Genomic DNA, 14,665 nt, shown 5'->3' on the forward strand with positions numbered 1-14,665 from the left:
TAATTATTAATGAAGTTCCGGTAAGCTATTTTCTTCTGCTGAATCTACCGGTTGTCCTGAAGGCGGCGGTGTGATTTTTAGAATATTCATTAATTCCCCGGTGCGTTCGCTAATACGATAGCCACTGGTCATGGCCAGATAACGTAATTCAACAAGACGGCGTTTAGAGGAGAACACTTCATTTTCACTATCGAGTAAATCCAGCAGCGTGCGCTCGCCAAGACTAAATTGATCCTGATAAGCCGTGCGCACTTTGACGCTGCGGTCGGCATATTCTTCCGCCGAAGGAAGCTGAGCGCGTGCGTTTTGCAGTGCGGTCCAGGCCAGGCGCAGCTCCTGATTCAGCTGGCGCAGCGTGTTATTACGTACATCCTGAGCCTGCTTGTGCAGATAAGCGCGGGAGTTCATGTTGGCTTTGTCGCTGCCGCCCTGGTACAGGTTGTAGTGCAGTTTTACCATCGCTTCCCACTCTTCGGTGTGTGCGCTGGTGGTATCGGTGTTGTTGCTAATCCCGCGGGAAAGCTCAACGTCCACACGTGGATAGAAGGTGGATTTCGACGCTTCATACTGCTGGTGCGCAGCTTCGATGTCCGCATTGGCAGACTTCAGTAATGGATTATTTTTTTCCATCCGACTTTTGGCATCTTCCAGCGAGGTTGGCAGCTGAGAGTCAATGCTCTCTGGCTGGCTTAAGCCCTGCGGATCCATGCCCGTCACGCTGACAAAGGTGGTTTTCGCGTCTTCAAGGTTAGTCTGCTCGGTCAGCAGGTTGTTTCGCGCCTGCGCCAGACGCGCTTCGGCCTGCATAAAATCCCCGGAGCGCCCAACGCCCTGATCGGTACGCAGTTTTATCTGGTCGTAAATGCGCTCGTGGTTCGCCAGATCGTCTTCAGCAAGGCGAACAAACTCTTCGCGTTGCAGCACGTCGAAATAGGCCTGAATCACCGCATAAGCGGTGCTTTCACTGGTGTTCATCACACCGTAGGCGCGTGAGTCAACGGTCGCTTTTTGTCGCGCCACTTCGCTGTTGGTCGCAAAGCCGTTAAACACATTCTGCTCGAGGCTGATAGTCGCCTCGTTAGGTGATTGAGTCAGACCGTTATTCCGCCCTGTAGCGCGGGTAGTTGCATCATCAACATTTTTGCGCCCGGCCTCGGCATTTAAATTCAGTGATGGCAAATAGCCACCTTGTGCCGCCCGCAGTTCTTGCTCCGAGGAATAACGGCTATTTATTGCAGCATTAACTTCAGGATGATTCGCTAATGCATCTTTAACGGTATTTTGTAAGTCTTCTGCGTTTACTGCATTTATTGAAAAACATGAAAGCAGAAAAACTAAAAACTTCTTCATGACATGAATGCCCTATATCTCACGGTTATGACATCCAGGTGTCGTCGCTATCATCCATTTTTACAAACACGTTATATTAATTAACAAATATGAATTGTCTTAATTGATGACTGTAATCAGCTATTCAGCGACATGTTTTGTCACATCGTGTTTTATTTTTGGTTATTTTTTATTATATTCATTTGCCAGTCAAGTCTCATGTAATTGCATTCTATAAAATGTGTTTTTTTCTACATTGAGATATTAATGTTTACATTAATTGAATGTGATATTTGTTCGTTAATATATTAACGAGTTTATAAAAATAATGATGGTAATTAAGTGAGGTTACGGTGAGCAAATTACTCGGTGTGATCAAAGCAATTATTGGACAGGTTTACGTAGTTGACGCCAATGGTGCACAACGACTGGTTCATGAAGGCGACAGGGTATATAGCGGTGAAGAAATTGTGACCGGTGCCAGCGGCGCGGTAAGTATCTCTTTACCAGACGGAAAAACGCTGGATATAGGCCGTAATAGCCATTGGGGTGAGCACGGGTTACAGGTTAGCCATCATCCGGAAAGTAGTGCTCAGGATATTGCCGCCGCACAAAAGGCCATTGCCGATGGCGCTGACCCGACGCAGGTGCTGGAAGCCACCGCGGCGGGTAATGAAGCACCGGTAACATTAGAAGGTGGCGGCGGGGGGCACACTCTGGTTCAGCTTGAATTGACCGGGCAGGTGGTTGATCCGACAGCAGGTTTTAACACCAAAGGTCTGGGAAGCCCGAACTGGGATATCAATCTGCCGATAGGGGGCGTTACCGCAGGTTCCGCGAGTGTTTTCCCGCCTGAGGTACAAATTACCGAGTTTGCCGGCAACGACGGTTTCATTAACAAAAGCGAATTCCATCAGACCCATTTAAGCGGCACCAGCAATCAAAATCACATCACACTCACCTTCACCGATAGCCAAAAAAACACATTCACCGTTACTGTTCCGGTGAGCAACGGGCACTGGAATATTGATACCGATCTGGGGGGACTGGTCCCGGGAAATGTAACAGTGGTGGCAATAGCCACCGATGTGACGGGACGGACGGCAGAAAGTTTTGATCATGCGCTGATTGATATTACCGGACCACACATCGACATTACCGTTGATAATGTCACGCCGGATAACCTCATTAACTACGAAGAGTCGCGTCAACCGCAAACCCTGATCCACGGGTCGGTCGGCGGCGATACTAAACCCGGCGATATCGTTACTTTATTGGTTGATGGTAAAGAATATACCGGTGTTGTTACCGACCCAGGAAATGGGACGCTGACTTATACCATCCCGGTACTGACCCAGGGGTTACTGCATGAACCGAACATCCACGCCACGTTAACCTCTACTGACGACGCAGGAAATACCACCATTGTTTCCACAGATCATCATGTCGATAACGACCTGTATGCGCAAAATGCCGTGACCATTGAAACGGTGGCGAATGATGATGTCGTCAACGCTAATGAGTTTCGTATGCCGACCATTATTTCTGGCATTGCCAGCGGTGATGCGAAAGCGGGTGATCCGGTCACGTTGACCATTCAGGGCAAAGCGTTTCACGGTACGGTTTTCGACGATCATGGCCAGCTACGCTATGAAATCGTTGTGCCTTCCGCAACCCTCAACGAGGGGGCTAACGATGTGCAGGTGACGCTGGTAAGCCATGACGCGGTAGGCAATGAAGCCACTGCCGTGACGCACCGCACCGTGGTACTGGACACCCAGGCGGCCAACGCCATCAGCATTGATACCGTGGCAGGGGATAATGTCGTGAACCGCAGTGAGTCGCGGATGCCGACGCTGATCAGCGGGGCGGTGACCGGGGATGCGCAGCCGGGCGATAACGTTGCGGTGGTGGTGAACGGCAGGACCTTTACCGGCCTGGTGGTGACCGATGAACACGGGGCGCTGCGCTATGAAGTGGCGGTCGACTCGTCGGTACTGACCGAAGGCAGTAACAATGTGGAAGTGACGGTGACCGGGGTGGATACGGCAGGCAACACCGCGGTGGCGGTGCAGCACACCACGGTGGTACTGGATACCCAGGCGGCCAACGCCATCAGCATTGATACCGTGGCAGGGGATAATGTCGTGAACCGCAGTGAATCGCGGATGCCGACGCTGATCAGCGGGGCCGTGACCGGGGATGCGCAGCCGGGCGATAACGTTGCGGTGGCGGTGAACGGCAGGACCTTTACCGGCCTGGTGGTGACCGATGAACACGGGGCGCTGCGCTATGAAGTGGCGGTCGACTCGTCGGTACTGACCGAAGGCAGTAACAATGTGGAAGTGACGGTGACCGGGGTGGATACGGCAGGCAACACCGCGGTGGCGGTGCAGCACACCACGGTGGTACTGGATACCCAGGCGGCCAACGCCATCAGCATTGATACCGTGGCAGGGGATAATGTCGTGAACCGCAGTGAATCGCGGATGCCGACGCTGATCAGCGGGGCCGTGACCGGGGATGCGCAGCCGGGCGATAACGTTGCGGTGGCGGTGAATGGCAGGACCTTTACCGGCCTGGTGGTGACCGATGAACACGGGGCGCTGCGCTATGAAGTGGCGGTCGACTCGTCGGTACTGACCGAAGGCAGTAACAATGTGGAAGTGACAGTGACCGGGGTGGATACGGCAGGCAACACCGCGGTGGCGGTGCAGCACACCACGGTGGTGCTGGATACCCAGGCGGCCAACGCCATCAGCATTGATACCGTGGCAGGGGATAATGTCGTGAACCGCAGTGAATCGCGGATGCCGACGCTGATCAGCGGGGCCGTGACCGGGGATGCACAGCCGGGCGATAACGTTGCGGTGGCGGTGAATGGCAGGACCTTTACCGGCCTGGTGGTGACCGATGAACACGGGGCGCTGCGCTATGAAGTGGCGGTGGACTCGTCGGTACTGACCGAAGGCAGTAACAATGTGGAAGTGACGGTGACCGGGGTGGATACGGCAGGCAACACCGCGGTGGCGGTGCAGCACACCACGGTGGTGCTGGATACCCAGGCGGCCAACGCCATCAGCATTGATACCGTGGCAGGGGATAATGTCGTGAACCGCAGTGAGTCGCGGATGCCGACGCTGATCTGCGGGGCCGTGACCGGGGATGCACAGCCGGGCGATAACGTTGCGGTGGCGGTGAATGGCAGGACCTTTACCGGCCTGGTGGTGACCGATGAACACGGGGCGCTGCGCTATGAAGTGGCGGTGGACTCGTCGGTACTGACCGAAGGCAGTAACAATGTGGAAGTGACGGTGACCGGGGTGGATACGGCAGGCAACACCGCGGTGGCGGTGCAGCACACCACGGTGGTGCTGGACACCCAGGCGGCCAACGCCATCAGCATTGATACCGTGGCAGGGGATAATGTCGTGAACCGCAGTGAATCGCGGATGCCGACGCTGATCAGCGGGGCCGTGACCGGGGATGCACAGCCGGGCGATAACGTTGCGGTGGCGGTGAATGGCAGGACCTTTACCGGCCTGGTGGTGACCGATGAACACGGGGCGCTGCGCTATGAAGTGGCGGTGGACTCGTCGGTACTGACCGAAGGCAGTAACAATGTGGAAGTGACAGTGACCGGGGTGGATACGGCAGGCAACACCGCGGTGGCGGTGCAGCACACCACGGTGGTGCTGGATACCCAGGCGGCCAACGCCATCAGCATTGATACCGTGGCAGGGGATAATGTCGTGAACCGCAGTGAATCGCGGATGCCGACGCTGATCAGCGGGGCCGTGACCGGGGATGCACAGCCGGGCGATAACGTTGCGGTGGCGGTGAACGGCAGGACCTTTACCGGCCTGGTGGTGACCGATGAACACGGGGCGCTGCGCTATGAAGTGGCGGTGGACTCGTCGGTACTGACCGAAGGCAGTAACAATGTGGAAGTGACGGTGACCGGGGTGGATACGGCAGGCAACACCGCGGTGGCGGTGCAGCACACCACGGTGGTGCTGGATACCCAGGCGGCCAACGCCATCAGCATTGATACCGTGGCAGGGGATAATGTCGTGAACCGCAGTGAGTCGCGGATGCCGACGCTGATCTGCGGGGCCGTGACCGGGGATGCACAGCCGGGCGATAACGTTGCGGTGGCGGTGAATGGCAGGACCTTTACCGGCCTGGTGGTGACCGATGAACACGGGGCGCTGCGCTATGAAGTGGCGGTGGACTCGTCGGTACTGACCGAAGGCAGTAACAATGTGGAAGTGACGGTGACCGGGGTGGATACGGCAGGCAACACCGCGGTGGCGGTGCAGCACACCACGGTGGTACTGGATACCCAGGCGGCCAACGCCATCAGCATTGATACCGTGGCAGGGGATAATGTCGTGAACCGCAGTGAATCGCGGATGCCGACGCTGATCAGCGGGGCCGTGACCGGGGATGCACAGCCGGGCGATAACGTTGCGGTGGCGGTGAATGGCAGGACCTTTACCGGCCTGGTGGTGACCGATGAACACGGGGCGCTGCGCTATGAAGTGGCGGTGGACTCGTCGGTACTGACCGAAGGCAGTAACAATGTGGAAGTGACAGTGACCGGGGTGGATACGGCAGGCAACACCGCGGTGGCGGTGCAGCACACCACGGTGGTGCTGGACACCCAGGCGGCCAACGCCATCAGCATTGATACCGTGGCAGGGGATAATGTCGTGAACCGCAGTGAGTCGCGGATGCCGACGCTGATCAGCGGGGCCGTGACCGGGGATGCGCAGCCGGGCGATAACGTTGCGGTGGCGGTGAACGGCAGGACCTTTACCGGCCTGGTGGTGACCGATGAACACGGGGCGCTGCGCTATGAAGTGGCGGTCGACTCGTCGGTACTGACCGAAGGCAGTAATAATGTGGAAGTGACAGTGACCGGGGTGGATACGGCAGGCAACACCGCGGTGGCGGTGCAGCACACCACGGTGGTGCTGGACACTAAAGCGCATAACACCGTCAATATTCATGATGTCACCGCCGACAACACCCTGAACTTTACTGAGCTGTCGGCGGCGAAGCAGGTGATTACCGGAAACGTGCGCGGGGAAGACGCGAAAGCGGGCGACCCGGTGCTGGTAGAGATTAACGGCTACCAGTATCACGGCCAGGTGATTGATACCGGGAAAAATACCCTCGGTTATCGCATCGAGGTGGATTCTGCGGCGTTCTCTGACAACGTCGGTCATGTGCTGAAAGAGGTGACGGTCCATGTCAGCGTCACCTCCCACGATGCGGCGGGCAATCTGGCGATTGCCACCAGCAGCCATGATGTGCATATCGACAACTTCGCGGAAAACACGGTACATATCGATACCGTCGCGGGTGATGACCTTATTAATATTAAGGAATTTTCCGCGAACGGCGGCTTTACGCAGATCGCCGGTACCGTAACCGGCGTGGATGCGAAGATAGGGGATGCGGTTACCCTGGCACTGAAGGGCGGCGAGGTGATTCACAGTGTGGTTATCGCGCTGGCGGGCGGTGGACTGGGCTATAGCATCCCGGTAAATAGCCATAAGCTGGTAACTCATCCGGAATTTACGGTTTCTGTTACCTCTACGGATCCGGCAGGGAACAGCGTCACGCATTCTGAAACCAAAACCATCAGCGCCGATCTGTATACGCAGTCGTATATCACCATTGATGACGTGACGGCTGATAACTTTATCAACATCAAGGAATCGACGGACAATCACGGCAAGACCACCATCAGTGGCACGGTGAGCGGCGATGCAAAAGAGCATGACACCGTTCAGCTGGTGATTAATGGTCAACACTATTCGGGGGAAGTGGAGAAGCTGGCGAACGGCAATCTGGTCTACCATATCCCGGTGGATACCCAGAACCTGGTCAACAACCCGGTGATTCATGCCAGCATCCATACCACGGACGAGCATGGCAACGAAATGACGGCGGTGACGAAACACCACGTTGGGCTGGATCTGGACGCCAGCGCCATTATCGAGATCGATACCGTTGCAGGCGATGACATTATCAGTAAGGCAGAGTCCGATCTGCATACCACCACCATCACCGGGCCGGTCGGCGGCGACGCGCATAAAGGCAATGACGTCACCTTAACCTTCAATGGCCAAACCTATCATGGCACGGTATTTGAACGGCCTGATGGCTCTCTGGGCTATAGCATTCCTGTCAGCACCGACAACCTGCAGGATGGCAGAGACCAGAAGGTTTATGTCTCCATCTCAACCGTTGACAAACACGGCAACCCAGCAACGGCAACAGCCGAGCATGCGGTGCATATCGATCTGCACGCAGAGGCAACCATTACGGTTGATGATGTGACTGCCGATAACACCCTGAACCATAGCGAGCTGAATATGGCTCAGCAAATCATCTCCGGCACCGTCGGCGGGGATGCGAAAGTTCATGATGTTGTCAGGCTTGAGATCAATGGCCGCACGTTTACGGGTGAAGTCATTACGCTGAATAACGGCAAACTGGGCTACCAAATCCCGGTCGATCCGTCGGCGTTCAGCGACAACCAGGGCGACCAGGATAAATATGTCAACATCAGGGCGACGGTTGTCTCGCATGATGCGGTAGGCAACGAAGTGACGGCGATCAGCAACCACAGCGTGCATATCGACAACTTTGCGGTAAACCAGGTGCATATTGGTACCATTGCCGGTGATGACGTTATTAATATCAAGGAGTTTTCCGCAAACGGCGGTATCACGCAGATCGCCGGTACCGTCACCGGCGTGGATGCGGCGGCCGGGGATGTGGTGGAGTTGCAGCTGGATGGCGTCCCGGTGATGCAAGGCGTTGTTGTCACGCTGGCGGGCGGCAAGCTGGGCTATAGCTTCCCGATGAATACCCATATGCTGATGAGTCATCCGGAAATTACCATTTCGGTCACCTCCAGCGATGCGGCAGGGAACAGCGTCACGCATTCTGCGACGAAAACCATTAGCGCTGATATGTACACCCAATCGCATATCACCATTGATGGCGTGACGGATGATAACTTCATCAACATCAAAGAATCGACGGACCATAACGGTAAGACCACCATCAGCGGCACGGTAAGCGGCGATGCGAAAGAGTACGATACCGTTGAGCTGGTGATTAATGGTCAGCACTACTCAGGCACGGTGGAGAAGCTGGCGAACGGTGGCCTCGGCTATCATATCCCGGTGGACACCCAGAACCTGGTCAACGATCCGGTGATTCATGCGAGCATTCACACCACGGATAGTCATGGTAACGAAACCACGGCAACCGCGGATCGTACCGTGGGTCTGGATCTGGACGCCAGCGCCTCTATCGGCATCGATACCGTCGCAAGTGATGACATTATCAGTAAAGCCGAGTCCGACCTGCATAAGACGATCATCACGGGGCCGGTTGGCGGCGATGCGCAGAAAGACGATGTTGTCACCTTAACCTTCAATGGCAAAACCTATAGCGGCAAGGTTATTGAACTCTCTAACCACTCGCTGGGCTACAGCATTGAAGTCAGCACCGATAATCTGAAAGATGGCAGCGACCAGAAGGTCCATGTCTCCATTTCAACCGTCGATGAACACGGTAACCCGTCAACGGTAACGCACGACCATATGGTGCATATCGATCTGCACGCGGAAGCGACGATTACGATTGATCCGGTGACGGATGATAACGTACTCAACCATTTCGAGTTGGACAAGACCTGGCAGTTGGTTAGCGGCGTCGTGGGTAAAGACGCCCAGGTTGACGATGATGTGCGCGTTGAGATTAACGGTAACACCTATACCGGCAAGGTTATCGTTCTGGGCAACGGTCAATTGGGGTATCAAATCCCGGTTCTGTCCTCTGACTTTAGCGACAACCAGAGCAACCAGGACAAAGATGTCACCTTCAAGGCTACCGTAACGTCGCACGATGCCGTGGGGAACGAAGTTGTCAAGTCCACGACGCATACAGTAAAAATTGATAACCACGCCCAGGCAGGGATTACCATTGATACCGTGGCGGGCGACAATATGATTAACGGCGCCGAGTCCACAAAACACACCACCGAAGTGATGGGTACCGTTTCTGGTGATGTGCACATGGGCGATAAAGTGATTGTTACCGTCAATGGTCACCACTACGACGCAACGGTACAGAAACTCCCGGAGCACAATAATGCGCTGGGCTATAAGCTGGATGTGCTGACGGGCGATCTGGTGAAAGATCCGCATATCGTTGCGCAGGTGGTTGGGGTCGATAATGCTGGCAACCAGCAGAGAGCTGAAGCCACGCATGATTTGGCGGTGGATTTGCACGCGAAAGCGCTGCTGACTATCGATCCGGTCACTGGCGACAATATGATTAACGGCGCGGAGTCGCATAATCAGTTTACGATGGTCACCGGTAAAGTCGGCGGCGATGTGCATGTAAACGACATCGTGTATCTGACCGTCAATGGTCACACTCTGACCGGGAAAGTCATCGATCAGGGTGGGCATCTCGGGTATAGCATCAAAGTCAGTACTGCCGATCTGCTGTCCGACCCGCATTTAACGGCGACTGTTAGCACCACCGATGTTGCGGGTAACCCGGCAACGGCCAATGCTCAGACCACGGTGGTGATCGATACCCTCATCGACGCGACAATTACTATTGATTCCGTTACGCCAGACAACACGCTGAATTATGATGAGCAGCATCAGACCACCACCGTCGTGACCGGCACCGTGACCGGTGAAGTTCACAAGGGTGACCCGCTGGTCATGACGATCAACGGCGTCACTTATAAGGGGTCGGTGGACGATATCGGTGGTCATCTGGGCTACCGTATTATCGTCAATACCGCCGATCTGGTCGCCAGCCCGCATATTGAAGTTTCCATGGACGTTACCGATGCAGCGAAGAACCATGCGCATGTGGTGGCGCACCATGACGTTAATCTGGATGACCGGGCCGTTGCCGCAATCACCATCGATCGCGTGACGGGTGATGACGTTCTGAACGGTACTGAACTGCAGGCGCCGAAAACGATCATCAGCGGTACGGTGGGCGGCGATGCGCAAAAGGGGAATATCGTTCATCTGGTGATTGGCGGCCATGCAGTCGATGCGACGGTTGTTGAACTGCCGAAGCTGGGGGCGCTGGGCTATAGCATCGAGGTTGATACCCAGTGGCTGAAAAACGATCCAAATATTACGGCGACGATTACCACCCATGATGCCGCAGGAAATACCGCGACGGCGGATGCGACAAGCACGGTGAAAATAGACGATCGCGCCGAGGCTATCGTCCATATTGACCCGCTGGTGACGGATCATAATGATGATGTTATCAGCTACAAAGATGCGCATAACCCGCTGACCACCGTGACCGGTACCGTGGGTGGCGATGTACGAGTGGGGGATCTGGTTGAACTGACCATCAACCATCAGACCTACTATGCCCCGGTGCAGGATGGCAGCAACGGTCAGCACGTGTTTAGCACTCAGGTTTCAACGCTCGATCTGCTGATGGATCCGAATATCCATGCCGAGGTGACGGCAAAGGATGCGGCTGGCAACGTTGCGTACGGGCATGATGATAGGCCGGTGGAGATTGATACCGTTGCTCAGATTGGCATCACTATTGACTCAGCTAAAAACTGGGTTCCGCAAGACCTTGCTGCTGGAGCCAGACCTGATTATGTGACGGTTGTGGGACATGTTGATCATGATGCGCAATTCGGCGATCTTATCCATATTGACGTAGGTCATGGAAACAGATTGGACACCACTGTTATCACCTTACCGGATGGGAAGCTGGGATACACACTGAACATTAGCACTGATTATTGGGATGATGACGGCAATATTACTGTAACTGTCATTGGCCACGACAATCATGGCAATGTCGCTATGGCGGTGGCACATCAATATTATGACCTACCTTGGGTAGCACAAATTCCTGTTGCTGGCGGTAGCAGTTTTAATACCAATTTGCCGCCAATCACTACATCTACAACCGGCACAGGAACCTCGCTACCACAGAAACCGCATGTCCACCTCACCGTCGATCCGGTGACGGGCGATGATGTAATCAACCAAGTTGAAGAGGGTAAATCCACTACGCCGATTCGTGGTCTGATAACTGGGGATGTAAGCGTCAATGATACGGTTATTGTCACCATTAACGGCAATCAATACCCTGGCAAAATGATCGCGATTCCTGGCCTGCCGGGTGAATTAGGCTATCAGGTTGATGTTCCTACCGACGTACTTAAGGCGCACCCGACATTTGAGGTATCAATTACCGTCAGTAACTCCGCGGGTAGCGACACCTCGAGCGTGCTGAAAACCATTCAGGTCGATATCGATAACCCAGTCCACATCACCATGGACAATGTCGCCGGTGATGACGTTATCAATGGTTCGGAAGCGAAAAGCGGCACAACAACGATCAGCGGTACGGTCAGCGGCGAAGGCATCCATGACGGTAGCGTAGTCTCGCTGCAGGTGAATGGTAATACTTTAACCGCTGTGGTACATGCAGGCACCACGGGATGGGTCTGGTCGCAGGATGTCAGCATCAACGATCTGCGTAATAACCCGGACATTACCGCGTCGGTAAGCGCTACCGATGCTGCCGGAAACACTGGTACTGACTCGACGTCGAAGCACGTTGAGGTCGATCTCAACGCTGATGCGGGCGTTACGATTGATAACATCACAACTGATAACGTACTGAACTCGCAAGAAGTTGGACAAGCAAAGACCACGGTGAGTGGTTCCGTTTCCGGCGATGTTAAACCCGGTGAAAACGTGACCTTGACGGTCAATGGTCATGATTACAATGCCGTTATTAATGCAAGTAATCACTACACAGTTGATGTAAATACGTCAGACCTGGTAGCTGACCATACCATCGACGCTAAAGTGACCGGCCACGACAAGGCTGGCAACGTTCAGGACACCAGTATCATCAAAGCGTTTTCTGTCGATACCACGGCATCGGCAGCGGTAACGGTTAATACCGTGGGCGGTGACGACGTTATCAATGCCGCTGAGATTCAGGCTGGCAAGGTTGAAGTCAGCGGTACCGTGGATGGTGACGTACACAAAAACGACAAGGTCTATATCACCGTTAATGGCAACCAGGTTGAGGCCACTGTCATTGAGCTGCCGCATATGAACGGGCAGTTGGGGTATAAAGCATTCGTGAGTACCACGGATCTTCAGACTGATCCGACTATTCATGTCAGCGTGACGGGTCATGATACGGCAGGGAATATCCAGACTGCGACGTATGACAAAACCGTGATAATTGACGATCGCGTGGATGCGACAATTGTCCTGGACCCAGTGTCCAATGATGACGTGTTGAATAACGTTGACGCCGGGCAACCGACCACCATCATCACCGGTTCTGTGACCGGCGACGTTGAGGTCGGCGATCAGGTTACCGTCACCGTCAATGGCAAAGATCTGCCGGCGATAGTCTCCGACAGCGGCGGTAAGAAGGTGTTCCGCGTTGAAGTCAGTACGGTTGATTTGGTTCATGACCAGCATATTACTGCCCATGTCGTCGCCCATGACGATGCCGGTAACCGCCAGCAGATTGATACCGATAAGACGATCCTCATCGACCGCGTGGCTTCAGGTAGCGTCGACATTGACAGCATCACGGTGGATAACGTCCTCAACCACCAGGAGCTGTCGGGGCAGAAGGTGACCATCACCGGCCATGTCGGCGGTGACGCGCAGCTTTATGATCCGGTTACCTTGACCATCGGCGGGCATAAGTATCAAGGGAGCGTCATCACCCTGAGCGGCGGCGGTCTGGGCTATCAGATTAACGTGGATTCGGCGGTTCTACGTAGTGATGCGCACAAAGTTATTGACGTTGAGCTTACCGGCCATGACGCGCCGGGGAACCCGTTCACCGCAAAATCGACACATACCTATTCCGTTGATGAGCAGGCCAACGGTGCAATTACCATTAATGACCACATCGCAGGCGACAACGTCGTTAACCTGAATGAATCGAAGTCAGACACGGTGATTAAATTTACGGTTTCCGGCGACACTCACCCGACCGATGTCGTTGATGTTAGCGTCAATGGCAACAACATGAAGGCTTCGTTGGTACCTGGCTCCTCGACGGTTTATCAGGTTGCGGTTCCGGGAACGTATCTGAATGAGGGCGATAATAAGATTGAGGTGAAAACGACGTTACACGATGACGCAGGGAATACGTTAGACGTGCACGATCAGAAAAACGTGGTGCTGGATACTCATGCCGATGGTGCGATTACTATCAATGACGGCATCGCAGCAGATAACGTCGTTAACCTGAAAGAATCGCAGTCAGACACAGTGATTCGCTTTACGGTCTCTGGGGATACCCATTCTACCGATGTTGTTGAAGTGAATATCAACGGTCACCTTATGAAGGCTACGCTGGCACCTGGATCATCAACGGTTTACCAGGTTGCTGTCCAGAGCGCATATCTGAAGGAAGGTATCAATGATATTGATGTGAAAACGACGTTACACGACGACGCGGGTAATACAATCGATGTGAGCGATCACAAAACCATCGTCCTTGATACACACGCTGACGCCAGTATCGTGGTAGATAAGATCGCCGGTGATAACCACATCTCGCGTGCCGAATCACACGATACCGTCACGCATATTACCGGCAGCGTAAGCGGTGATGTAAATGATGGCGATCATATTAAAGCGCTGGTAAATGGTCATCAGTACGATGCCATTCTTCATCAGGGTATTAATGGGTTGACCTATGACATTGAGGCCGATACCTCCGCATTCCGTGCCGGTCATAACCGTGTGAACGTATTGGTCGAGGCGCATGATAACCACGGTAATATTACGCCTTATAGCCAAACGCTGAACGTGACGATGGACGAGCCTGCACCAGTGAAAGGACATACGGTGGATAAAGGGAATCATGCTGCGATGCAACAGGCGCTGCATAACCTGTTCGACGACAACGCATTATCTCTGTCTTATGCACCAGCAGCGACCGGACACGGTCAGGCGACAGCGGTACTCAGCGCCGATGATAAGGCGAAGGGGGTGCTTGAAAAAGTCGATCTCAGCGATCTGGCGCGTGAACTGCATGAAGGTGTGGATATTGCGAAGTACATTCAAAGCGGCGGCGATCATCACCTGATCGCCAGTCCGGCAAAAGTGGCGCATGGAATAGATACCGCGCTGTCTACTCCGGCAAGCGGCGATCTGCATTCTCCGACCTACTCGTTGGATCACCTGATTGCTAAACCCGATCAAAACCACACTCACTAACGATTGCCTGCTGCCCTGTGTAAACA

General features: G+C 54.3%; 2 protein-coding genes. One reads left to right on the forward strand and one right to left on the reverse strand.

Annotation, left to right across the window (positions count from 1 at the left end):
* Positions 1 to 6: 6 nt before the first annotated feature.
* Positions 7 to 1,350: a TolC family outer membrane protein gene (locus tag C2U43_RS05725; protein ID WP_103284794.1), complete on the reverse strand. Its 1,344-nt coding sequence runs from the start codon at positions 1,348 to 1,350 to the stop codon at positions 7 to 9.
* A gap of 332 nt (positions 1,351 to 1,682) precedes the next feature.
* Between C2U43_RS05725 and C2U43_RS05730 the strand changes: the two genes are divergently transcribed.
* Positions 1,683 to 14,639, forward strand: a complete 12,957-nt coding sequence (locus C2U43_RS05730) for a retention module-containing protein (protein ID WP_103284795.1) — start codon at positions 1,683 to 1,685, stop codon at positions 14,637 to 14,639.
* Positions 14,640 to 14,665: the final 26 nt, after the last annotated feature.

It is taken from the genome of Citrobacter freundii complex sp. CFNIH9 (assembly GCF_002903305.1).
Classification (GTDB): domain Bacteria; phylum Pseudomonadota; class Gammaproteobacteria; order Enterobacterales; family Enterobacteriaceae; genus Citrobacter; species Citrobacter portucalensis.

Coding starts and splice junctions, on each gene's coding strand:
- C2U43_RS05725 (WP_103284794.1), bottom strand. CDS start 1,350: ATGAAGAAGTTTTTAGTTTTTCTGCTTTCATGTTTTTCAATAAATGCA.